Here is a 22048-nt window from a genome sequence, read left to right on the forward strand (position 1 = left end):
ACCACGTGATCCTTTTTATTTGTTATTTTCTTCCGCTTACAAGCGCTTCTTTCACTTCACGGCGTCTTCTGTGCAGAATTGGCTCCGTGTAACCGCTTGGCTGTTCCGTTCCTTTAAACACAAGATCACGGGCAGCCTGGAAAGCGATCGATTGATCCGGATCATCACTCATATTTCTGTACTCCGCATCATCGGCATTCTGCTCATCCACTACTTTGGCCATGCGGAGCAGCGTTTCTTCAATCTGCTCTCTCGTGCATATGCCCTGGTGCAGCCAGTTTGTCATATGCTGGCTGGAAATACGGAGGGTCGCTCTGTCTTCCATTAAGCCGACGTTGTTAATATCCGGCACCGTCGAGCAGCCAACACCGTGTTCTACCCAGCGTACAACGTAACCTAAAAGTCCCTGGGCATTATTATCAAGTTCTTCCTGGATCTCTGTTCTGTTCCAGGCGGCCTGTTTATCAACTGGAATAGTAAGAATGTTATCTTTATGATCTTCATTTCGTCCGGCAAGCTCTTCCTGCACGTCGTGCACATTTACCTCATGGTAGTGAAGAGCATGCAGGGTAGCAGCTGTCGGTGAAGGAACCCAGGCTGTGTTCGCGCCTGCTTTAAGCTGTCCGCTTTTTTGTTCAAGCATCAATGCCATCAGCGAAGGCATCGCCCACATTCCTTTTCCAATCTGTGCTCTGCCTTTAAGGCCTGCACCCAGTCCTACATCAACGTTTGATTTTTCATAGCTGCCAAGCCAGATGGACGATTTCATTTCGCTTTTGCGGATCATTGGCCCGCATTCCATTGATGTATGAATTTCATCGCCCGTTCTGTCGAGGAAGCCTGTATTGATAAAGACAACTCTTTCTTTTACTTCTTTGATGCAGTTTTTCAGGTTAATGGTCGTGCGGCGTTCTTCGTCCATGACGCCGATCTTTAACGTATTGCGCTTTAATTCAAGCAGATCTTCAATGCGTTCGAACAATTTATTGGCAAATGCCACTTCCTTGGAACCGTGCATTTTCGGCTTAACGATATAAACGGATCCTTCTCTTGAATTGTGCAGTTCGCCGGTACCGAGAACGTCATGCTTGGCGGCAAGGCTTGTGATTACGCCGTCCATAATGCCTTCCGGTACTTCATTTCCATTTTCATCCAGAATTGCATCTGTTGTCATGAGATGTCCTACGTTTCTCATGAATAAAAGTGCTCTGCCGTGCAGACTCATTTTCCCACCGTCCAGAGACGTGTATTCCCGGTCTGCATTCAGCTTTCTCGTCATCGTCTTTCCGCCTTTATTAAATTCAGCGGTAAGCGTACCTTTCATCAGGCCTAAAATATTGCTGTACACGTTTGTCTTGTCTTCTGCATCTACGGCAGCTACTGAGTCTTCGCAGTCGATGATCGTTGTCGTCGCAGATTCCAGCACAACGTCTTTTACGCCGGCCCCATCGGTTTTGCCGATCGGATGACTGCGGTCAATTTGAATATCTGCATGCAGGTTATTATGCTTAAGGAGAATCGAAGTCGGCTCATCGGCAGAACCCTGGTAGCCCTGAAGCTGGCTTTCGTCTTCAAGCGGCACGGTATCTCCGTTTTCCAGTTTTACGTTCAGGCTCTTTCCTGAAATGCTGTACTGCACAGCATCTGTGTGGGAAGCGCCTTTAAGCGGCACGGTTTTATCGAGAAACGACTTTGCGTACTCCACTACTTTGGCCCCGCGCTTTGGATTGTAGTCTGATCCGGCTTCAGCTCCGTCTTCATCGCTGATCACGTCGGTACCGTATAAAGCGTCGTACAGGCTTCCCCAGCGAGCGTTTGCTGCGTTTGCCGCATATCGTTTATTGTCGGCCGGTACCACTAACTGCGGTCCTGCCTGTTTGGTGATTTCTTCATCCACATTGCTTGTGCTGATCTTAAAATCATCTGTTTCCGGCTCTAAATAGCCGATTGATTCAAGAAATGATTTGTATCTTCCAAAATCCCCCCGGCCGTTTTCTTTATGCCAGTGGTCAATTTTTTTCTGAAGCTCTTCTCTTGTTTCCAAAAGCTTTTTATTTTCCGGAATTAAATCATGAAGAAGTTCATCGAAGCCTTTCCAAAACGTATCCTGGTTCAATCCACTTTCGGGAAGTGCCTCGTTGTTAACGAATTCATATAATTCAGAAGCCACCTGGAGTCGTCCGATTTTCTGGTAATTTTGCATATATACATTCCTCCTTCAGGAATTTATTCGATAATATATTTTATTTTCTGATTATATTCATTGTATATGAAAGCGCTGTTTTGTAAAAATACTTATCTGGAATACGTGTTATGCCTTTTGGCTATAGAAAAGAATTGAATACACGTTATAATAGAAAGAAAGCGATTTCTAAAAGGAGAGAACAACATGGATATTCAACATTTGAAATATTTTTCGGAAGTTGCCAGGCAGCTTAATTTCACAAAAGCATCTGCTTCTCTCCACATCTCCCAGCCTTCTCTAAGCAAAGCTATCAAGCATATTGAAGAAGAAATAGGCGTGCCCTTATTTTACCGCTATTCTAAAAAACTCGAATTAACCGATGCCGGAAAGGCAGTACTGGTGAATGCCAAAAAAGTACTGGAAGCCTTTGACAATATGAACGAAGAATTAAGCGACATTATTGAATTAAAAAAAGGCGAAATCCGCATCGGAATTCCGCCTATTATTGGGGCTGCTTTTTTTTCGCAGCTCGTCAGCCGTTATAAGGAAGCCCATCCTTCCATTGATCTTCTCCTGACCGAGGTCGGCACGAAGTCCATCAAACAGGGGGTGGATGAAGGAACCCTTGATATCGGCCTGATCTGCAACCTGCCGGTCGAACAGAAAAATTTCGAGATGGAAAAGCTGCTGAAAGATCCTTTAATGCTGATTGTTCCTATCGGCCATAAATTCGAAGGCCGTGCTTCTGTTGCTATAGAGGAACTCGCAGACGAACGCTTTATTTTATACCGAAACGACTTCTCTTTGTATGATCGGATTATTGAAGAGTGTGAACAGTACAGCTTCTCCCCCAATATTGTCTGTGAGAGCTCGCAGAAAGATTTTATGGTCGACATGGTCGAAGCAACGCTTGGCGTAGCGCTTCTCCCAAGCAGAATCTGCCGGGATATTCACCAAAAACAGATTGCTGCCATTCCTCTGCATGACTCCAATTTACACCTCGAGCTCGGCATGATCTGGAAAAGAGATAAGTACCTGGCATTTGCCGTTCGGGAATTCATTTCTATGTCCCAAAATCATCTGGTTCACTCGACTTGACCGGTCAGCCAGCTTTGCATGATATCCACTGTTTGGCTCGTCTGCTCCGCTGAAGAAATAGAGGCTTCACCGTCACCTCTCTGCGGCCCGTAGCTTCCAAACCCGGCATGATTGCCGCCTGCCAGGTTCGCGGACTCAGTAGTGTCCGGCAGATAAGCCGCCGCTTCATGGTAATTTCCCTGATTAAGTACGCCGTCCTGTTCGGCGGTGATGCTTAAAACGGGAAGGCCGGTTTGATCGAGCCGGCCGCCTTCATCCGGATACGAAGCAAGAAAAAAGACGCCCTGCACTGCCGTTTCGTTTTCAGCTGCATACCTTGATGCCATAGAGCCTCCTAAAGAGTGGCCGCCAATAACAAATGCTTTGTCCGAATTCTCCTCGAGGACACCATTTGCCCGGTTTGGGGCCATCACGGCCAGATTGAAAGGCATTTTCATAATGTATGTTGTGAATCCTTCTTCCGCCAGTCCCTGAGCCAGCGGAGCATAAGCCTGTTCCTCCACAAGACCTCCCGGATAAAAAATAACCGAAGGACCCTGTTCCTGTTCTGCCTGAAATACAATCCAGCTATCTTCTTCCAAGGCAGCCCATTCTGTCATACTTTCCCTGGCTGCAGCATCCGGTGGATAGGGCCGCAGGTATACAAACAATGCGACGGCTGCAGCTGTCATTATAACAACAGCTCCAATAAGCAGACGCTTTCGTGAAAACAGTTTTTGTTCATCCTACTGCCTTCTTTTCTGTTGTTTTTTGTTTGTTTTTTTATCCTTCTGCTTAAACCAGCGAACCGCATAATTGACGCAGTCCTCCATTTTAAAAAGCCTGATATGGGCAGAGCCGATTTTGCCAAACCCTACGTCCTCTTCTTTTTCAAAATCTGCTCCCAGCTCCACAAATAACTCTTCCCTGAATTCAATATCTTCCCGGGCTTTCCAAATGGTTTCTCCATTTTCAATGACCGGGTGACTTGTTTTTATCTTATCCTGGTAGGTAATCCGGTATTCAGCCAGATGAAAACTTGTGTTGCTGTCAAATTCCACTCCCAGCAGAAGCACATACGCACCTGCTTTGTATAACTTTCCGAGGGGGCTGTTTTCTCCAAGAGCAAAATCATGGGGGTGGCCTTCCATTAGAACGTCTTTGTTTTTCCCCCAGGCAGCAAAAGAAACCGCCGGGTGACTGCTTCTTCTGACATTTTGAAAGGTACGGAAGGTTTCAGGAATGGTCCCCATACCGGATGAAGGAGAATAAGCCGGATGATATCCCGGCATATCCGCTTTCAGGCGGGCATGCCATTCTTCCGGGACGGGAGGATCATTCCATTCGTACGGATCAGACAGCATCGGGGTCTGGGTCGGCATCACAATGGTGCCCTCTTCGGTTACCGTATCCATCAGTGCCAGTATGACGTTCACAGCACCTCCGCTCACCCATCCAATGGAGGAAAGAGAAGAATGGACGATCAGCGTCATCCCTTCTTCTATTCCAATGGAGCGCATATCTTCTATAAGAGACTCTCTCGTTTGGAGCCTTTTTTTCGTATCTATCTTTTCAGTCATTGTGAACCTCCGGTGGTTGTGGTATTTTTAATGCTGTGTGTCTTTTATTTTACCGTGAGAAAGACCAGAAAGTATAGATATTAACAAAATGGAGGTTCTTTTTATGATTTATCAATTAAAACTGCAACTAAAGCAGAGCAAGCCTCCTGTCTGGAGACGTGTTCAGCTTGACGGCCAAACACCACTTGCCGATGTTCATTCTATTATAGCAACCAGCTTTCTGCTTGAAGAGAAAGCTTCTTATACTTTTTCTATAGAAAATACGCCGCTTGATCACGAAGCTTCCCTGGCTTCTGTTCTGAAAGAAGAAAAAGACCAGGCGCTTTACGAATCAGACGCAGACAGCGCAGCCGGCTACCTCGTTCAACTTGAAAAAATCGTGGATGCAGATTCAAAAAAAACATACCCGCTCTGCATTAAAGTAACAAAGCCTTTAGAACAGCACGGCGAAGAGTTCAATGAAACAAAAGAAAAACACCGCTTGAATGAAGCATTTGCCTCCCTGCAGGCAGCATCCAACCAAGGCGTGACGTCCGGCAGCAGCAAAAACATTGCTGTACCAGGTATTCCTTCGGCTGAGCAGGCAACTGCATCCGAATGGAAAAACCTCTTCGAACAAGCAAAAACATTTCATCGCCTCGCTCCATGGGAGCGGATCGAAGACCAGGAAATCTTTATTGTCCGGGATGAACAGACGGACGAAACAGCTTACTGCAGCATCCTGAAAGGAAACACCAGCGTGCACGGGATTGCCGTCTATCATGGAGAAGAAGGCAAAGACGCTCTTTACAGCCTTCTTCACGGAAATAATTACCAGGCACTACATCAAAAGTGCATCATTCTAACGTTTGACAGACAAGAAGACCTGGAAACAGACGATGCCCGCATTATTGAAGAAGCTGGTGCTTCCTTTGGCGAAGGACAGCAATGGCCCGTTATCCGCAGCATGCTGCCGGGTTACTATCCGTGGTTTTTAACTTCTTCGGAAGCCGTATTTATGGCGAAAGTGCTTGAACAGGCCGCTGTCATTGATGATCACGTTCGAAACGACGAGAACTTCCTCGAAGAAACGTCTAAAAGACAGCGCCGGGCCCGTCTATATACAGGCAGCGAATGGGTCGACACCGAGCTTCCTTTTACGTCTTCAGACGAGCCTCTCCGCTATACCGGAGGGTTGAAAGTAGACCAGTGGACAATGACCCGCCTCCAGAAGCAGCCGCAGATTAAAACAAAACTTGCGCTCGGTGTTTTTACACTTCCCAATGCTCTTCAAAGCGAAGAAGAAGAGCGTCCACTGCTTGTAGAAAGCTCTATCTGGTTTAACGCAAATAACGAAAAAATGATTGACCATAAAGAATTTCCATTCTTAAAAAGAGCAGCGTACCTGCAGAATAAACTAGTAAACATTATTTTTAACCATTTAAAAGGACGCCCTTCCCAGATTTTAGCCGCTGATCCGGAAATCTGTGACATACTCATGCCTGTCGCTAAACAAATTGGAGTCGAAGTGTATTTAACATCCAAACTCCCTCCAATGGAGAAATTGATGAAGCAGATGGCCCAGTCCAAATAATAAAAAAAACAAGGCAGATTTTTATATCTGAGCCTTGTTTTTTTATTTATAAAGCGGGATAGTTATAGTATATAAATGTCATTACTGCGCTTTTCTCTTTTTAGTACCCAGACTTTATAAAAAAGGAGGCGGCAGAAAATGAAAGCTTTAGAAGGCAAAATTGCGCTTGTTGCCGGTGCCACCCGCGGAGCCGGCCGGGGAATCGCAGTCATGCTCGGGGAAGCCGGGGCAACGGTCTATTGTACCGGACGAAGCACCCGGGGCGCTCCATCTGACTTGAACAGACCGGAAACGATTGACGACACCGCAGAAATGGTGACTGCTTACGGCGGTGAGGGTATTCCGGTACGAACGGATCATACGGTTGTTTCCGAAGTGGAAGCTTTATTTGAACGAATAGACCGCGAGCAGCAGGGCCGGCTCGATCTCGTCGTTAATGATATTTGGGGCGGAGAAAAATGGACGGAATGGAACACTCCCTTCTGGAAGCACAACCTTTCCAACGGCCTGATGATGCAGGAACGCGCTGTTCACAGTCATATGATTACAAGCTATTATGCCGCTCGGCTGATGATCAAAAAACGAAGCGGTCTGATCGTGGAAATAACGGACGGCACCGATTACAGCTACCGCGGCAATCTCTACTATACACTAGCCAAATCTTCTATTATTAATCTTGTTACTTCGATGTCCGAGGAGCTGAGCCCTTATAATATAGCTGCTGTTTCGATCACGCCGGGCTTTCTCCGCTCCGAGGAAATGCTGGATCACTTTGGGGTTAGTGAAAGCAACTGGCAGGATGCGGCTGTTCAGGATTCGCATTTTTCCCAGTCGGAGACGCCGTTTTTCGTCGGACGCGCGATAGCTTCGCTTGCCGCTGATCCAAAGGTTTTTTCGAAAACGGGCCGCCACCTTTCCAGCTGGGGGCTGTCCGAAGAATACGGCTTTAAAGACATTGATGGAAGAAAGCCGCATTGGGGCAATTACTACAAAACCATTAAACATATGTATTAGCCCCCAGGGGGGCGGGGAATTATTCTGCTTCCCCTACAACGGTAAAGCGTTCGTTAACGTGCTGCGGATGTTCTATTTCATCGAGTACAGCTGCTGCGTAATCGGGATAGCTGATATAGCTGTCCCCTTTTTTGTTTACAAGCAGGTGATCCTTCCCTTTTTCGTAAGAACCAGTTTTCACACCATCTGCATCAAACATGGCAGAGGGGCTCAAAAACGTCCAGGTGATATTTTCTGCTTTTTCAAGATGCGTCAACAGCTCTCCCATGCCGCCGGCCATCGGTTTATAAGCATCCGGGAACTCCGGCGTATCAATAAGCCGGGTCGTTTTATCTTTATCAACGTACAAGCTTCCTGCTCCTCCTACAACGAGCATCTTAGTATCGACTGCCTGCAGTGCCGGGATCAGCACTTCCCCCGCCCTTACATAAGGTTCTCTTTCAAAGGAACCAAACGCGTTAACTACTACTTGATAAGGTGCCAGGTCTTCTCCTGTAAGGTCAAATATATTTTTCTCCACTACAGATACATCGGCCGTATCGACTTTGGATGCATCCCGAACCATTGCCGTTACTTTATGTCCTCTGTTCAATGCTTCTTTTGTAATAAATTTCCCTGCTTTACCCGTTGCTCCAATAATTCCAATATTCATCTGTCATCCTCCTGTTTGTAACTATTTTTGTTACATTACGGTGGTAAAAAAAATCTCTTTCTTAAGAAAAGAGATCATTCATAATATTTTTCAGCGTTAAACCGGCCAATTCCTTTTCCATTGCCTGCTGGGCGCTGTGAAAAGCTGTATCGAGAGCACCTTGAATGTTTTTTCCCACCGGACAGTTCGGGTTAGGACTTGGATGTATCGCAAACAATGCCTCTTCTTCTTTCTGCACCGCCTGATAAATATCCAAAAGCGTGATTGCTTCCGGTTGTCCAGCCAGCGCGAAACCGCGGATGCCCGCCTGTGATTCAAGGAGCCCTGCTTTTTTCAGCATGCTTCCTATTCTGCGAATAACGACCGGATTCGTATTTACGCTTCCGGCAATATATTCAGATGTCAGCTGCTCTCTCGGCACCGTAGCAGATAGAGCCAAAATATGGACAGCTACTGAGAATCGAGTATTAATCATTTCTTCACCACCATTGTAACCATTATAGTTACAATATAATGTATTGTCAATCGTTTTGTTATTTCATAAAAAAAAGCGCCGGGAAGGCGCCTTTCAATGATTATCGTGTATTCATTTCACTTGGAAGCGGTCCTTTTCTTTCCCCGCGGTCCAATTCGTTTAATTTCTGCATTTCTTCTGAAGTCAGCTCGAAGTCAAACACATCAAAGTTCTCTTCAATCCGGGATGGGGTAACGGATTTAGGAATGACAATAGAATTGTTCTCCAGGTGCCAGCGCAGAACAACCTGTGCCGGCGTTTTGCTGTGCTTTTGTGCGATACTCTGCACAGCCTCATCTTCCAAAACATCTCCACCCTGCATTAATGGGCTCCACGCTTCCACAAAAATATCATGTTTGGCACAGAATTCCTTTACTTCTTTCTGGGCAAGGTATGGATGGCATTCAATCTGATTGAGCACCGGCTTAACGTCACACTCATCCAACAGACGCTGCAGATGATCCACATCAAAATTACAAACGCCGATTGCCTTTACTTTTCCATCGTTATACAGCTTTTCCATTGCTTTATACGTATCGACATAATTATCAAATTCCGGTGTCGGCCAGTGGATCAAATAAAGGTCAACGTAATCCATACCCAATCTTTCCAGACTCTCGTCAAAAGCACGAATCGTATTATCGTAACCTTGATCAGCGTTCCATACTTTTGTTGTTATAAATAAATCCTCACGATTAATACCGCTGTTTTTAATTCCCCGGCCTACGCCATTTTCGTTTTTATAAATCATTGCTGTATCAATGGAGCGGTAGCCTGTCTGAATCGCTTTTTCTACTGCGGATGCTGCTTCATTGTCCTCAACCTGCCATACTCCAAACCCAAGCTGGGGCATGCTCAATCCATTATTCAATGTTACGTGCTGCATAGTATCGCTCCTTCAATTGATATTTCGAATCCAGAAATAATTATACCATTCCTTTTTCAAAGGTGCTTGTTCCTTGCTTACCAGGGTTTTTTTACGAAATTTGTTCGTTATAAGAAATTAATATAAATAAAATATATCGTTGTACACACTGTGATGAAAGGAAAATGTAAATACTTTCCCAGAAAAAACACAATACCCTGTTGTGTTTTATAAAGAACGAGTCTATACTATCGTTACGTTCGTTATAGAGTTTCATAAATAATTTTTTAAAGAACAGGAGATTGCGAATGCCCGCTTGGTTTGAATCATCTAATCAGTTTATACAATGGTCGTCCCCGTTTGTGTTCCTTGCTCCTTTTTTACTGTCGCTATTCTGGATAGCCGGAGCCTTAATTTTTGCCTGGTACAGGGAGCGCAGAGAGCCGCTCGATTTAAATGAAATTGATTGGCCTCATGTTAATATCTTAGTACCCTGTTACAACGAAGAAGAAACTATAAGGGAAACGATACGCCTTCTTCACGAACTTCCATATCCGTCTTTTGATATTATCGCGGTTAATGATGGAAGCAGTGATCATACAAGCGATGCCCTTCATGACCTTGTTGAACATTATCCGAATTTAAGAGTAATTGACTGCCTTGAAAATAAAGGAAAAGCAAACGCCCTCCATATGGCGGCTCATGCTTCCAACGCAGAATACCTTGTCTGTGTAGACAGTGATGCCATTTTGGATCCTTATGCAATTCACCACCTTGTCCGTCACTTCTTTCATAAAGGAGAAAGAGTCGGTGCCGTTACAGGAAACCCGAGAATCCGTAACCGTGACACGCTACTCAGTCGTATGCAGCTTGTAGAATATGCTTCTATTATCGGCTCCATTAAAAGAACACAGCGTGTTATCGGAAAAATCATGACCGTTTCCGGTGTTGTGGTAGCCTTTCGTAAAAAAGCACTCATTGACGTAAAGCTGTGGGACCGCGACATGATTACAGAAGACATTGCGGTCTCCTGGAAACTTCAGGCTAATTTCTGGGATATCCGTTTTGAGCCGCGTGCTTTGTGCTGGATGCTTGTTCCGGAAACCGTTAAGGGAATATGGAATCAGCGCGTCCGTTGGGCCCAGGGCGGCCAGGAAGTAATGTTCCGTTACTGGTACTTAATGTTCAGCTGGAAACACCGCAGACTTTGGCCGATTTATATCGAGCAGTGTATCAGCACAGTCTGGTCCTTTGCGTGGGTAACTGTCACCTTCTATTTGATTATGTTTTCCAACTCACCGCAGGATCTGCTTATCTGGCTGACCTTTACGTCATTTGCTCTTGTGCTTTTATGCTTGATTCAACTGTTTGTTTCGATACGAATCGACTCTCAGTATGACCAGATTAAACGTTATTACTTCTGGGCTGCCTGGTACCCTATTTTCTACTGGTTTATTAACGCATTTGTTGTTGTAGCCGCTATGCCGAAAACAATTAAGTCCCGTCTTAAAGGAGGATACGCTACATGGAACAGCCCCGATCGTGGCCAGCGCAAAACCGATTCATAATACAGTCCCGCCAGTCTTACCTGACATCTTTTGTCTCTATTATTTTGACTCTGGTGCTGTGGGCTTACAGTGCTATGGTCGCCTGGTTCTTTATCAGCGCCGCCTTGTATATTAACGATCCCTATTCGCGATTGTTAAAAATTACTTTTAAAATAACGAATGGCGAAATACGGGTATTCATGCTGAGTACGCTTGCTGCATTTGCCGTGATGGTCGCTTTGCTGTTGATCTGGAGAAAATACAATTACCACCGTTTCGGCTCTTTACGAAGAAGAAGCTATCCAAAAACATCTACAGTAAAAGACATGGCAGATCTGGAGCTTATGTCTAAAGAGGATATAGAAAAACTAAAAAGTTCACGCTATGTCACCTTTACCAAAAGTCCGGTAACGGAAATTCTTAAAGAGAGGAAGCGGTCATGAGATTGAAAAAAGGAATGAGCATACTTCTGGTTATTGCGGTTATAGGAGGAATGGCTGCATTTCTTATTCCCCATTACCAGGCTGAAAGCGAAAAAATTCACCAGCTTGAGGAACCGTTGAACAACGACGGGTGTCTTGGTCTGAACTATCACCGGATAAAAGACAGCAACGCTTTTACTAAAGGCGTCGAAACGATGACCAATTCTGATGAACTGACAACGTATACGGTTTACTCTGACGACTTCGAAGACCAGCTCGATAAGATGATCGAAGAGAATGCCACTTTTGTTACTCCGGATGAACTTCGTGAGTATCAGGAGCAGGGGGAGTTTCCTCCCAACTGCGTATGGATTTCTTTTGACGATGCAGATAAAAGTATTGTAGACGAAGCTCTTCCTATACTCGAAGAACGGGATATACCTTTTACTGTATTTGTTATTTCCGGCCAGGTCGGCGAATACGATTTTGAAAGCCAGCCGCTTGCGGACTGGGGAGACCTCAGAACCCTCCGCGACAGCGGACTGGCCACAATCGGCTCGCATACCCATGATCTTCATAAGCTCGCTGAGGAAAATCAAGACAAAGCTATTTTCCTAAATGAAGAAAATCATGATATGTTTGCGGAAGACCTTGCCAAAAGTGTAGACGTGCTTGAATCTGAACTCGATATTGAAGTAACCGAGTTCGCTTATCCGTTCGGAGCAGGCTCTGAGGAGCTTGCAGATATTTCCAGGGAACAAGGCATGGAAGGCACTCATATCCTTGCCCCCCGGGTAATTATGGCTGATGAAGACCCGCATTGGACAAACCGTATTCTACTGAGTACTCCATTTTACGAAGAAAATATTGTGCCGTATCTGGAAGAGAACAACCCAGAAGCATCATAACGATACAAAAAGAGAAAGCAGCTACGCTGCCTTCTCTTTTTTTGTTTACCATGGAAGCCACTTTTTATAAAAAGGCTTTTTCTTTTTGTCAGTGGTTTTGTTTATATGAAAATAATCCAGCACGTCCCCGTCATCGGCTTTCCATATGCCGATACCCCCATATCCCCGGGACCGTGCCGTCCGCTCGGCCCTTTCTATCGTAAGAGGCGACGAAAAATAGCAGGCCGCCTCTTCTGTTTCCCAGAAGCATTCCCCGTCTTTGTATTCTTTAATATACGCTTTATGAAGAACCGCTTCTGCAACCGCTTCATGGGTAGTCACATACCTGCCTTGAAAGGAGCCGTCCTCCTGCTTTGTCCATATGCGGCCAAACGCATTCACACCGACCAGAATTTTTTCTCGATCTTTTTTTCTGATCGATTGGTCCACGTAATCATACACCTTCTGATGAAACGCATCCGGGGCGTGGGGCTGAGGAGGCTCATCGTCCACCCCCTCCGTGTAGGACATGATTTTCAAAGCATCTACGCGTTCCGCCAGAAATCGATAATCCGCCCAGCCTGTCCATTCCTCCAAATCATAGGAAGTACCGGTTACAGCCGGAACCGTTTGATGCAGCAGCCTCTCCTTCCGATGAAGAACGGAGGCTAATTCGGATATAAACTCATTCATCGCCTCCCGGTCCCCGGGATACACCCACTCCAGATTAATGGTGACTCCGTCCCAGCTGCCTTGTTCGCAGATTTCTGCAATTTGAGTAATATAAGTAGATCTATTTTGAAGAACGCTGTGAGCCACAGCTCCATCCGGTTCATCCAGTTCAAAGCTGAAATTGGAAAACACAAGCAATACAGCCGCTCCATGGTCTTTCGCCGCCTGCTTATCTTTGTCATTTATGCGGCCCGGCTCAATGTGTCCGTCATGTTCAAAGTAATACGTATCAAAAGCAGCATACGCAAAAGAGTGGCGCCGCAGCACCGCCGTTCCGGCTGCATCGTATTCAATGGATATCTGCCTCGGGGGCTTTTGCTTCCGCTCCGATTTCTGATGGAAAAGGCCGCCCGTGTAAACATCCAGCTGCCGGAGAATCGACGCGTTGTCTTCATCTCCGTATACCATAAACCTCGGAAGGGCATAGCGGTCATGCCGCAGTCCCGGTTCGGCTGGTTCTGCCTCGGGACGAATGCGTTCCGGATAAACACTCCACCCCGTCTGCAGGTTTTCTTCTTCGAGAACCTCCCGGATTACAGGGTGTACTGCGGTTCCCGCTTCCTTCCATTGAGGATAGTAGGCACCAAACGGAAAACAAAAACCATCCGCCTTCCGCTGTTTGTTTCGTACCGCCGCTTCCATAAAAACAAAAGGGCTTGTATCCTGTCTTACTGTTAGAAAACCCTCTTTTTCGGCAGGAAGCCCTTTTGTTTCCAGCGTTACTATATAGGTTCTTCCTTTCTGAAACCTGTATGGTTTTATTGCCACTTCCTCTTCTTCCCATCCGGGAACATAAGAAGCGGCTTCCATGCGGGTTCCGTTCTCTAATTCCTGGATAGTAACGTTCATTCTGAATGGATACCAGGAGCCTTCCGGGCGGCCCCAGTTGAATTGTAGGAGCTCCCCTGTGAAATCAGCCGGGGCTTTGTAGGAAAAAACAGCCTGTATTGTGTCTCCAGCCGAATCTGTGCCGGCTGTGCCTTTTTCGACCGGATGCTTTTGTTCTATTTCTCCTTCATGCCAAATCCACTCTGCGTCCAGGTACGTTTCCACTGCAGAAGTCCAACGCTGCATATCTTCCCGGATCAGCTGCTGATAATTCCGGTCGTTCATCGGCGAACCTTTGCCGCTGCCGAGTATCCCTAACAGTTTTACCGGCCAGGGATTACCGGCTGTGAAGTCCGCGGACACGTCCGTACTAAAGGCGGTGCTGTTTTGTTTGGTATTGAGCCTCGCATGCGCACGAAACATACCGGTGCCTTGACTACTGGTAATAAAGCGGACGGTCGTCTCTTCTCCGTGCTTTACTTTTATGTTTTCATTAAAAGAAAACACCGTCCAGTCATTTTCCGTCCAATCCGGTGAAAGAGGGCCCTTAAATACGGATGTTTCATTTATCCGTATCTCCACCTCTGCCTCGTAAGGCTTTCCGACATGCCCGCAGGCAAATAGGGTAAGGTCCTGAACATCCGCAGTTTCCACCGGTTGAAAGGTAATGGAGGATTCAATGGGCCGGTTCGCTTCCAAATCCGTGCCGAACAGAGGAAAGGCCAATGAGTCTTCCACCAGCCTTCGTTCATATACTTTCGGCGTTTCTGCCTCTTCTTCCCAAATCACAATTCCGTCTTCCATCCACGGCGGTCCTTCCAGAAAAGGCACCCCTGCGGCTGTCCCCTCTTCTTTATTTAATACATAATGATGGGCATCATACGTATGATGCAGCAGTTCAGTCCAGCCGCTCTGCACATAGGCTGCGAGCTGAGCCCACGATAAGTACCCTTCTTCCGGTACGCGCTTTCGCTGTCTTGAAGCAATAACCGCAACACCAAAGGGAATCTTTTCTTGTATGAGCCACTGCGCGGCCGGGTCCATGCTTTTCAGAGCGTCATCAAAATGAATGACAGCCGGTGGAGGGCCGGCGGGGCGTCCCTCGTACCATGCTGCAAACTCTGAAGGGTGGATAAATATATAGCCTTTGTCCCGCAGCATGTTTACTTGTTCTTTTATATCACCAATATAGGAAACCAGCTCATCCGTTTCGCTTTTATCCTCTGTCACGCCGTGATAGCATAAAATAACCGGATATCTGTTCATGGCGGGCCTTCTTTCTTTTTATATCGTATTCTTCTTTTTTACCCATACGCTGACGGCTAAAAACATAATTCCGGCCATAACATGAGCAAGTGTCCAAAGAATATTGCCGGTGAAAAAATAAACAGCCGCCCCGAGCCCAAGATTCCACACGCCGAGCAGAATCCAGATGACTACGAGAAAGATCTTAAATTTACTATGCTTCATTTTTTTCCTCCTTTTCTTCTCCACTTCTGTTACGTATTTATACACGATTAATGGTAAAATATTGGTATTCATACTGGGAAAGAAGGAATACCCATGTTACGGATGCTGCTTTTCCCTTTGCTTTCTTTCATTCTTTTAATGTGTCTGACCGGAACGTATTTATTACTAGAGCCATATGAACAGGCTCTTTTTTCACTGCTTTCCAGAGATTTGCTTCTGCTGTTGACAGGCGGGGCTCTTGTTCTTTTTTTATTTTCCATGCTTCCTGTTTTCACAGCGCTCTATAAAAAGCGCAGCAATTCAAAATCCCAGCAAAAGAGGTGAAAATAAATGGATTCTTTCATTATATACGTAATTCTGGGATTTATTTATTTCCTGGCTGCTCTTGCTGTCGTTGTTTTCCTGCTCGGAAGCCAGCCTATCGCAGCCTTTGTTATTCTCGCAGTGCTTGCTGTCACCATCTATCCTGCTAAAAAAAAGGTGGATGGCTGGAACAGGCGCTGGATCGACAAAAAACAACGCTGATTAAAAACAAGCAAAGCAGGCTCCCGTCTGCTTTGCTTGTTTGTTTCACAGCTTGATCACCGGACACGGCTTAAGCGCCGTCTCTGCGACAGCTTATGCCCTTGAATGATAATAACGGTGCATACGCCAATTAACAGCAGGCCGATCGCTGCTGCAAGCCACAGCCCTCCAGCCGCAGCAAGAATTGTAAACATCGCCGTCATCAAGACATAAACAACAGCAGCCCTCGGTTCCCAGTAGGCGGAACGATTCAGCTTAAAGCCGGCATGATTGCGCAGGACGAAGAACAAAAGCGCATGCATGAGGATGCCAATAATAAACCAGCCCTGGAAATTAGAAAAAGGAATATCATAATACCAGCCTCCTTCATTCCACAGCCAATATTCCTGGAGCTTGTAGTTAACCGGATCGAGTACAAAATCAATGCCGACTACCAGTAAACCTCCCAGAAAAATAAACCCCGGCGCCCGGCGCCACCTGCTTGCTGTTGGAAGCAGCCAGTATATATACTTTACGATGTTGTGCGATGTCGCTACAATTGCCACCCAGGCGGCACCAATTGTAAGCGGCACGCCAAGAATCATAATTCCAAAATCAGAATTGTACTCGTAGCTTCCGAAAAACAAGTTATACTGGACGCCGATCCCTTCCAGCGTCATTGAAAAGAAGAAAATAATCACTGCCAGTACAGTACCAAGCGCCGTTCCGTAGGTTCTCGCCAGATAAACAGCACCGATCAGTCCGGCTCCCCATAAATAAACAGCGTTGGCCCATTCCAGCCAGGACGGCACAAGATCAAGCAGCAGAAGAACGACACCAATACTGTACCAAACTAGAAAAAAACGAAACAACCAGTGATCCCAATCAGTATTTCTCATCTAATACCCCGCTTTACCTATGTATTGTACTTTCTCTAATATACAGAAGCCCCCGTTAGAAGAAAAGCAAAGCGCCGTTTGAGACAAAAGAAAAGATCCCTGCATCAGCCGGGACCTTTTTCGTTTACTTTGAAACAGCCTGCGGATGATTGTCAGTAACAATATCCAAGTCTGCAGCTTTTGCGTTCGCTTCTACCTGCTCCGGATTTTTACAGCCGGGAATTACGGTGGAAACAGCCGGGTGCTTCAGGCACCATGCCAAAGCCCACTGAGACATGGGAACACCTTCCGGTACTTCCGTATTATACAGTGTTTCTACCATTTCCAGCTTCCGGCGTGTCTCTTCTTTGTCGTGCCGGTGACGGACATCGTTGTCGGCAAAGACCGCGCCGGGCTTATACTTGCCGCTTAAATAACCGCTTGCCATAGGAACGCGGGCCATGACGCCAAGATCCTGCTCTTCGCAGAGGGCAAATACTTCCTCTTCCGGCGTCCGGTCGAGACGGTTATATACAATCTGCATGCTTTTGGCTCCAACGTCTGTGGCATGCTTTGTCTGATACGTATTATCATTCTTGCTGATGGACAGGCCGATATGCCCTATCTTGCCGGCTTCCACCTGCTTATCAAGCATCGTCCACAACGCGTCATTATCAAATTCTTCATCCACGCCGGAATGAAACTGATAAATATCAATATAATCGGTGCGCAGGGCTTTCAGGGAATCCTCCAGCTGCTTTTGCACCTCTTCTGCATCATAATGGCGGGTACGCTCATACAAATCATGAAACTTATGACCAAACTTCGTGGCGAGCACCCAGCGCTCCCTGTTATTTTCAATGGCTGCTCCTATGAATTTCTCAGATAAGTGATCTCCATAGCATTCTGCCGTATCAATAAAGTTGATGCCGGTTTCCTCCGCTTTGGCGAAGATGGCATCTACTTCTTTCTGTTTGTAATCGACGCCCCATTCTCCCCCAAACTGCCACGTTCCCAGACCAATGACAGATACATCTAAATTTGTTTTTCCTAATCTCCGGTACTTCATATTATTCGCTTCCTTTCTGTGCTGAAAGTCTTTTCTATTATATCTTCCCATAAAAGCATGTATCCACACTTTTCCTGCTGTATGCATTAGAAAAAAACACGCCCTGCTGCGGCGTGTGTTGTTTCTTTCATTAAGACGTTTTCTTTATGCGCGCGGAGCCTTCTTTTGTCTGCTCCAGACGTGTCAGGATGATCCCGGGAGACACTTCGAGTTCCTCGGCCTCCTGAAAACCGGTGCTTTTATAAAGCGAGAGTGCGGGCTCATTCACACTTCCGGTACATACTGTAGCAAGGTCCCAGGAAGGCTGGCGGAGTACAAAATGGACAAGCTGCCTGCCGATGCCTCTTCTAAAATATGAAGGAGATACGACCAGACGACAGAGTTCAAGCATACCATCTTTCAGCTGGTAGGAGACCAGTCCAATCACGGCACCGTCCCGTTCATAGCCATAAAAAGATTCCCCGCACGTTCTGAGAGCGGACTCATTGTCGCGCATAGGGGGAATATCATCTGTTTCCATCATATCTGCTTCAATCCGATAGGCCGTACGCTGCAGATCCAAAATACACTGCGCGGTATCTGCGTCTTCCAAATCTAATGGAATAATCATATATCCGTGCTCCTTGTCCGTTCGCGAAAGCCTTCTCCAGCGAAGAAGGCCTTCTGAGTAACCATTATTTTATCACACTTCCGCTTTTTCTACATGAATGCGTCCGGAAAAGAACGTTGCTCCGCCGCCCATGTCTGCCAGCCTGTCCGGTGTCAAGTCATTCACGCGCCTTGCCGTACCTGGTGCTTCTGCCCAAAGCCCCTGCGTGACAACTACGCCGGAGAGAACCGCATCTCCAACCGATACCGGAAAACGGCACTCCCCCCGTGGGTTATACAGGCGCACCATATCCCCATCCTTAATTCCCAGAGATTCCGCGTCCTTATCATTCAGAAATGCTTTAGGTTGTTTTTCAAGTTTGGTGTGCTTCGCATTATGGGCAAAAGTAGAGTTCAGAAAATGGTGATTGGGCGCCGGAATAAACAGAAAATCCCCTTCTTCGTCAGGAAGCGGCTGATATGTCGGCACCCCGGGGAACCCGGCTTTCTCCATTTTCTCTGAAAACAATTCAATTTTTCCACTCGGCGTAGCAAGACGTTCCAGCCAGGCTTCGGAGCGCTGTGCTTTTATATAATGATCCTGTTTCAAGTTTCCCAGTGTAACATGCGCCGCGCTGTCATTTCCAGTGTTTCTAAAAGCCTGGGCAATCATCTCTTCGTCATCTTCATACAAAGCCGGCTCATCAAATGCCATTGCTTCGGCCAGCAGACGGAAGACTTCGGCATTATTTTTGCTTTCCCCGTAAGCGTCTATTACCGGCTGCTGCATCTGGACGTAATGATGCCAGTACGAGGTATAAAAATCAGTACTTTCAAAGCTGGAGGCCGCCGGGAGCACGATGTCGGCGTAGCGGGCAGTTTCCGTTGCAAACATATCGTGGACAACCAGAAATAAATCCTCGCGCGCCAACCCTTGATGCACTTTATTAGTGTCCGGTGCCACAAGCGCCGGATTGCTGTTATACACGTACATCGACCGGACCGGGGACTCTGTTTTTGTTGCCAGCGCTTCACCAATCTGGTTCATGTTAATAGTGCGCGTTCGTTTATCCGCCAGTAGATCCGGGCGCTGCATGGCGGTTGTATTAAAAGCAAGAACGGCGCTGTTGCCTTTAATGGCTCCGCCTCCTTTTTTCAACCACTGGCCGGTCAGTGCCGGCAGACAGGCAATCGTACGGACGCACATACCGCCATTGTCATGGTGCTGAATGCCGTTGCCGATGCGGATAAACGCCGGCTCCACCTTGCCGTACATCCGCGCCAGCTCATATAAATCGTCGATGCGGACCCCGGTAATAGCTGCCACCACTCCGGGAGTGTAGGAGGCCGCTTCCTGTTCCAACTTGTCACAGCCGACCGTATACTTTTCCAGAAAATCACGGTCTACAAGCTCTTCTGCAAATAAAATATGCATCATCCCTAAAGCCAGGGCCGCATCTGTACCGGGCTTTATAGGAATGAACCAGTCGGCAAAACGGCCGGTCTGGTTTTTATGAACGTCAATGACGACTACTTTGGCGCCTTTTTTTCTTGCCCTTTGAGCCAGGGTAATCTGGTGCATGTTTGTGCTGACCGCATTAATCCCCCAAAAGATAATTAATTTCGCTTCCTCTGTGTCTTCCGGATCGGTCCCTATGCTCGATCCCATCGTATAGTTATAGCCGACGCCGCCGGCAGTGGAACAAATCGTCCGCTCGAGGCGGCTGGCGCCCAGGTAATGAAAAAAGCGATGCCCCATTCCTTCCGCGCTGAGGTTTCCCATATTTCCGTAAAAGCTGTACGGCAGAATGCTCTGCGGCCCTTCCGTTTCTATCAGCTGGTTCCAGCGCGTTGTTATTTCCTCTATTGCTTCTTTCCAGGTAATACGTTCAAAGGTGCCGTCTCCTTTTTTACCGGTCCGCCTCAAAGGGTGAGTCAGGCGCTTGTCATCATACAGCCGTTCTGTCATATGACGAACTTTGTTGCAGATCGCTCCTTTTGTTACCGGATGATCGGGATCGCCTGCTATTTTTTCAATACGACCTTCTTTTTTATGAATCAGCAGCCCGCACTGATCCGGACAGTCAAGCGGACAAACCGACTTATATATACCATCCTGCTTCACTTGTTCCATGCTACTCCTCCTCTATTTTCAGTAATATTTCTTCAAGAGAATGAACGGCGGCAGACAATTTATCAAGGTCGCCGGCTTCCAGAGACTGCAGTTTCCCTGCCACACTTTCATGAAATAAGCCATGCTGTTCTAACAGGAAACGTTCTCCTTCTTCTGTCAGATTTACATACATGACCCGCTTGTCTTTCTCATCTCTGCGCTTTTCCGCCAGCTTGTGTTCAAGAATCTTATTTAACAACGGCGTTATATTTGATTTTTGAATGCCCATTTCTTTCGCAAGATCAGTCGGCCGTATGTTGTGCTTTTCCTGAAGCATGCGCAGGATAATAAAATGCGTATGATGCAGGCCGTCGAAGTGGAGGGTCTGCATAGGGGGCATTAGCTTTCTTTTAATAAGCGGAAATACGGCAAGCAGCCGATCTGCTGCCTGCTGTTCTTTTGTTAGTGTCATCGTCGCACCTCTATTTTATCTTTCCTGTCTTTTTCTGTATAGATCAATTGACTTCCCTTCGTAAAAGAGGAATAATTAGTTATGATATCATAACTAATTATAACAGAAGCAGGTGGCAGAATGAATAATATTATCGAAGTTCGTCAGCTCATCAAAACATATAAACACAAAAAAGCCGTTGATAGCATTGATTTCGACGTCAAGGAAGGAGAAATTTTCGGTTTCCTCGGACCGAACGGAGCCGGGAAAAGTACCACCATCAACATGATCTGCACGATGCTTGCCCCGACAAGTGGAAGCATTACTATTAACGGCTTTGACGGGAATAAAGACCGCCGTGATGTCCGAAAAAGCATCGGCATTATTTTTCAGGAGAATACGCTTGACGAGAAGCTGACGGCAAAGGAAAACCTGATGCTTCACTGCCGGTTTTATAACGTGCCCCGTGCCAAGAGAAAAGAACGGATTCAGGAAGTGCTGATGATCGTGGACCTCGTGGAAGAAAAAGAAAACAGAGTGGAAACGTTCTCCGGTGGAATGAAAAGGCGCCTCGAAATCGCCCGCGGCCTGCTTCACTATCCGAAAGTGCTGTTTCTCGATGAGCCTACAGTCGGCCTTGATCCACAGACAAGAGCCCATATCTGGGAATATATTCTCCGCTTAAAAGAAAAAGAAGGCATCACGATGTTTCTAACCACCCACTACCTGGATGAAGCGGAAATCAGCGACCGGATCGCTATTATGGATCATGGCAGAATTATTGCAATGGACTCTCCGGAAAACTTAAAGAACACGCTGGGCGGTGACATTATTGAGCTTTCCACCCAGGACAATGAAAAAGCACTTCTTGAAATTCAGGCAAAAGCTCCTGAAGCGGAAGTAACCACAAAAGAAGATATGATCTATTTAAAAGTAGCAAGCAGTGATGCTTTTATTTCCGAATTCATTAAAAATCTGGATGTACCTTTAACCCGGCTGAACATTAGAAAGCCAACATTAAATGACGTATTTCTTTCTTTTACCGGACGGAATATCGGCAGCACGGAACCTAACAAACAGTAGAAGGGAGGCATAAAGC

Annotated in this window: 21 protein-coding genes; 8 read left to right on the top strand and 13 right to left on the bottom strand. The window is 46.5% G+C overall.

Annotated elements, in window-relative coordinates:
* Positions 1-22: 22 nt before the first annotated feature.
* Positions 23-2203 (bottom strand): malate synthase G, encoded by a 2181-nt coding sequence (locus AC5W2J_RS13200; RefSeq protein WP_496059921.1) that lies wholly within the window; start codon positions 2201-2203, stop codon positions 23-25.
* Positions 2204-2389: 186 nt separating this feature from the next.
* Here AC5W2J_RS13200 and AC5W2J_RS13205 point away from each other — a divergent pair, with 186 nt between their 5' ends.
* Positions 2390-3283 (top strand): LysR family transcriptional regulator, encoded by an 894-nt coding sequence (locus tag AC5W2J_RS13205; protein ID WP_496059922.1) that lies wholly within the window; start codon positions 2390-2392, stop codon positions 3281-3283.
* On the opposite strand, the gene AC5W2J_RS13210 is transcribed toward AC5W2J_RS13205, so the two are convergent.
* Positions 3271-3954, bottom strand: coding sequence for an alpha/beta fold hydrolase (locus tag AC5W2J_RS13210; RefSeq protein WP_496059923.1), 684 nt, complete (start codon positions 3952-3954; stop codon positions 3271-3273). The genes AC5W2J_RS13205 and AC5W2J_RS13210 overlap by 13 nt on opposite strands.
* Positions 3955-4008: 54 nt before the next feature.
* A complete protein-coding gene (locus AC5W2J_RS13215) occupies positions 4009-4842 on the bottom strand; it encodes an AAC(3) family N-acetyltransferase (RefSeq protein WP_496059924.1) in 834 nt (277 codons plus the stop codon).
* A 103-nt stretch (positions 4843-4945) separates the two neighbouring features.
* Between AC5W2J_RS13215 and AC5W2J_RS13220 the strand changes: the two genes are divergently transcribed.
* Complete coding sequence (locus tag AC5W2J_RS13220) at positions 4946-6415, top strand: DUF7309 domain-containing protein (RefSeq protein ID WP_496059925.1); 1470 nt, start codon at positions 4946-4948, stop codon at positions 6413-6415.
* A gap of 138 nt (positions 6416-6553) precedes the next feature.
* Positions 6554-7429, top strand: a complete 876-nt coding sequence (locus tag AC5W2J_RS13225) for an SDR family oxidoreductase (RefSeq protein ID WP_496059926.1) — start codon at positions 6554-6556, stop codon at positions 7427-7429.
* A gap of 19 nt (positions 7430-7448) precedes the next feature.
* Here AC5W2J_RS13225 and AC5W2J_RS13230 read toward each other — a convergent pair whose 3' ends face one another.
* The 3 genes from AC5W2J_RS13230 to AC5W2J_RS13240 all read right to left on the bottom strand — a co-directional run bounded on the left by AC5W2J_RS13230 (position 7449) and on the right by AC5W2J_RS13240 (position 9481).
* Positions 7449-8081, bottom strand: coding sequence for an NAD(P)-dependent oxidoreductase (locus tag AC5W2J_RS13230; protein ID WP_496059927.1), 633 nt, complete (start codon positions 8079-8081; stop codon positions 7449-7451).
* Between the two features lie 61 nt (positions 8082-8142).
* A complete protein-coding gene (locus tag AC5W2J_RS13235) occupies positions 8143-8556 on the bottom strand; it encodes an Rrf2 family transcriptional regulator (RefSeq protein ID WP_496059928.1) in 414 nt (137 codons plus the stop codon).
* A 100-nt stretch (positions 8557-8656) separates the two neighbouring features.
* Complete coding sequence (locus tag AC5W2J_RS13240) at positions 8657-9481, bottom strand: aldo/keto reductase (protein ID WP_496059929.1); 825 nt, start codon at positions 9479-9481, stop codon at positions 8657-8659.
* A 287-nt stretch (positions 9482-9768) separates the two neighbouring features.
* Here AC5W2J_RS13240 and pgaC point away from each other — a divergent pair, with 287 nt between their 5' ends.
* The 3 genes from pgaC to AC5W2J_RS13255 are packed head-to-tail and all read left to right on the top strand — an operon-like array spanning position 9769 to position 12337.
* Entirely contained in the window at positions 9769-11028 is a 1260-nt protein-coding gene (pgaC, locus tag AC5W2J_RS13245; protein ID WP_496059930.1) for a poly-beta-1,6-N-acetyl-D-glucosamine synthase, read from the top strand.
* Positions 10986-11450, top strand: coding sequence for a poly-beta-1,6-N-acetyl-D-glucosamine biosynthesis protein PgaD (gene pgaD, locus AC5W2J_RS13250; protein ID WP_496059931.1), 465 nt, complete (start codon positions 10986-10988; stop codon positions 11448-11450). Before pgaC ends, pgaD begins: the two co-directional genes overlap by 43 nt.
* Positions 11451-11464: 14 nt before the next feature.
* Positions 11465-12337 (top strand): polysaccharide deacetylase family protein, encoded by an 873-nt coding sequence (locus tag AC5W2J_RS13255; RefSeq protein WP_496059932.1) that lies wholly within the window; start codon positions 11465-11467, stop codon positions 12335-12337.
* A 45-nt stretch (positions 12338-12382) separates the two neighbouring features.
* Here the strand turns inward: AC5W2J_RS13255 and AC5W2J_RS13260 are convergent, their stop codons facing one another.
* Complete coding sequence (locus AC5W2J_RS13260; RefSeq protein ID WP_496059933.1) at positions 12383-15142, bottom strand: glycosyl hydrolase family 18 protein; 2760 nt, start codon at positions 15140-15142, stop codon at positions 12383-12385.
* A gap of 18 nt (positions 15143-15160) precedes the next feature.
* Positions 15161-15346 (bottom strand): hypothetical protein, encoded by a 186-nt coding sequence (locus tag AC5W2J_RS13265; protein ID WP_496059934.1) that lies wholly within the window; start codon positions 15344-15346, stop codon positions 15161-15163.
* Between the two features lie 330 nt (positions 15347-15676).
* Between AC5W2J_RS13265 and AC5W2J_RS13270 the strand changes: the two genes are divergently transcribed.
* Positions 15677-15871, top strand: coding sequence for a hypothetical protein (locus tag AC5W2J_RS13270; RefSeq protein WP_496059935.1), 195 nt, complete (start codon positions 15677-15679; stop codon positions 15869-15871).
* A gap of 56 nt (positions 15872-15927) precedes the next feature.
* On the opposite strand, the gene AC5W2J_RS13275 is transcribed toward AC5W2J_RS13270, so the two are convergent.
* From AC5W2J_RS13275 to AC5W2J_RS13295, 5 genes are all read right to left on the bottom strand, one after another.
* On the bottom strand, positions 15928-16749 hold the full coding sequence (locus AC5W2J_RS13275) for a carotenoid biosynthesis protein (RefSeq protein WP_496059936.1): 822 nt from the start codon (positions 16747-16749) through the stop codon (positions 15928-15930).
* 124 nt (positions 16750-16873) lie between these two features.
* Positions 16874-17797 carry an aldo/keto reductase gene (locus AC5W2J_RS13280; protein WP_496059937.1) on the bottom strand — a complete coding sequence of 308 codons (924 nt, stop codon included), beginning with the start codon at positions 17795-17797 and terminating at the stop codon, positions 16874-16876.
* Between the two features lie 130 nt (positions 17798-17927).
* Positions 17928-18407: a GNAT family N-acetyltransferase gene (locus AC5W2J_RS13285; RefSeq protein WP_496059938.1), complete on the bottom strand. Its 480-nt coding sequence runs from the start codon at positions 18405-18407 to the stop codon at positions 17928-17930.
* A gap of 72 nt (positions 18408-18479) precedes the next feature.
* Entirely contained in the window at positions 18480-20519 is a 2040-nt protein-coding gene (locus AC5W2J_RS13290; protein ID WP_496059939.1) for a molybdopterin-containing oxidoreductase family protein, read from the bottom strand.
* A gap of 1 nt (position 20520) precedes the next feature.
* On the bottom strand, positions 20521-20970 hold the full coding sequence (locus tag AC5W2J_RS13295) for a MarR family winged helix-turn-helix transcriptional regulator (protein WP_496059940.1): 450 nt from the start codon (positions 20968-20970) through the stop codon (positions 20521-20523).
* A gap of 120 nt (positions 20971-21090) precedes the next feature.
* Between AC5W2J_RS13295 and AC5W2J_RS13300 the strand changes: the two genes are divergently transcribed.
* A complete protein-coding gene (locus AC5W2J_RS13300; protein ID WP_496059941.1) occupies positions 21091-22032 on the top strand; it encodes an ATP-binding cassette domain-containing protein in 942 nt (313 codons plus the stop codon).
* Positions 22033-22048: the final 16 nt, after the last annotated feature.

The sequence above is a fragment of the Sinobaca sp. SA16-1 genome (assembly GCF_059510515.1).

What these genes read in the sequence shown, in the direction of transcription:
- pgaD (WP_496059931.1), top strand. Translation starts at nt 10,986, where the DNA reads ATGGAACAGCCCCGATCGTGGCCAGCGCAAAACCGATTCATAATACAG.
- AC5W2J_RS13275 (WP_496059936.1), bottom strand. Translation starts at nt 16,749, where the DNA reads ATGAGAAATACTGATTGGGATCACTGGTTGTTTCGTTTTTTTCTAGTT.
- AC5W2J_RS13200 (WP_496059921.1), bottom strand. Translation starts at nt 2,203, where the DNA reads ATGCAAAATTACCAGAAAATCGGACGACTCCAGGTGGCTTCTGAATTA.
- pgaC (WP_496059930.1), top strand. Translation starts at nt 9,769, where the DNA reads ATGCCCGCTTGGTTTGAATCATCTAATCAGTTTATACAATGGTCGTCC.
- AC5W2J_RS13290 (WP_496059939.1), bottom strand. Translation starts at nt 20,519, where the DNA reads ATGGAACAAGTGAAGCAGGATGGTATATATAAGTCGGTTTGTCCGCTT.
- AC5W2J_RS13235 (WP_496059928.1), bottom strand. Translation starts at nt 8,556, where the DNA reads ATGATTAATACTCGATTCTCAGTAGCTGTCCATATTTTGGCTCTATCT.
- AC5W2J_RS13225 (WP_496059926.1), top strand. Translation starts at nt 6,554, where the DNA reads ATGAAAGCTTTAGAAGGCAAAATTGCGCTTGTTGCCGGTGCCACCCGC.
- AC5W2J_RS13230 (WP_496059927.1), bottom strand. Translation starts at nt 8,081, where the DNA reads ATGAATATTGGAATTATTGGAGCAACGGGTAAAGCAGGGAAATTTATT.
- AC5W2J_RS13220 (WP_496059925.1), top strand. Translation starts at nt 4,946, where the DNA reads ATGATTTATCAATTAAAACTGCAACTAAAGCAGAGCAAGCCTCCTGTC.
- AC5W2J_RS13285 (WP_496059938.1), bottom strand. Translation starts at nt 18,407, where the DNA reads ATGATTATTCCATTAGATTTGGAAGACGCAGATACCGCGCAGTGTATT.
- AC5W2J_RS13265 (WP_496059934.1), bottom strand. Translation starts at nt 15,346, where the DNA reads ATGAAGCATAGTAAATTTAAGATCTTTCTCGTAGTCATCTGGATTCTG.
- AC5W2J_RS13300 (WP_496059941.1), top strand. Translation starts at nt 21,091, where the DNA reads ATGAATAATATTATCGAAGTTCGTCAGCTCATCAAAACATATAAACAC.
- AC5W2J_RS13240 (WP_496059929.1), bottom strand. Translation starts at nt 9,481, where the DNA reads ATGCAGCACGTAACATTGAATAATGGATTGAGCATGCCCCAGCTTGGG.
- AC5W2J_RS13295 (WP_496059940.1), bottom strand. Translation starts at nt 20,970, where the DNA reads ATGACACTAACAAAAGAACAGCAGGCAGCAGATCGGCTGCTTGCCGTA.
- AC5W2J_RS13280 (WP_496059937.1), bottom strand. Translation starts at nt 17,797, where the DNA reads ATGAAGTACCGGAGATTAGGAAAAACAAATTTAGATGTATCTGTCATT.
- AC5W2J_RS13215 (WP_496059924.1), bottom strand. Translation starts at nt 4,842, where the DNA reads ATGACTGAAAAGATAGATACGAAAAAAAGGCTCCAAACGAGAGAGTCT.
- AC5W2J_RS13255 (WP_496059932.1), top strand. Translation starts at nt 11,465, where the DNA reads ATGAGCATACTTCTGGTTATTGCGGTTATAGGAGGAATGGCTGCATTT.
- AC5W2J_RS13205 (WP_496059922.1), top strand. Translation starts at nt 2,390, where the DNA reads ATGGATATTCAACATTTGAAATATTTTTCGGAAGTTGCCAGGCAGCTT.
- AC5W2J_RS13270 (WP_496059935.1), top strand. Translation starts at nt 15,677, where the DNA reads ATGGATTCTTTCATTATATACGTAATTCTGGGATTTATTTATTTCCTG.
- AC5W2J_RS13210 (WP_496059923.1), bottom strand. Translation starts at nt 3,954, where the DNA reads ATGACAGCTGCAGCCGTCGCATTGTTTGTATACCTGCGGCCCTATCCA.
- AC5W2J_RS13260 (WP_496059933.1), bottom strand. Translation starts at nt 15,142, where the DNA reads ATGAACAGATATCCGGTTATTTTATGCTATCACGGCGTGACAGAGGAT.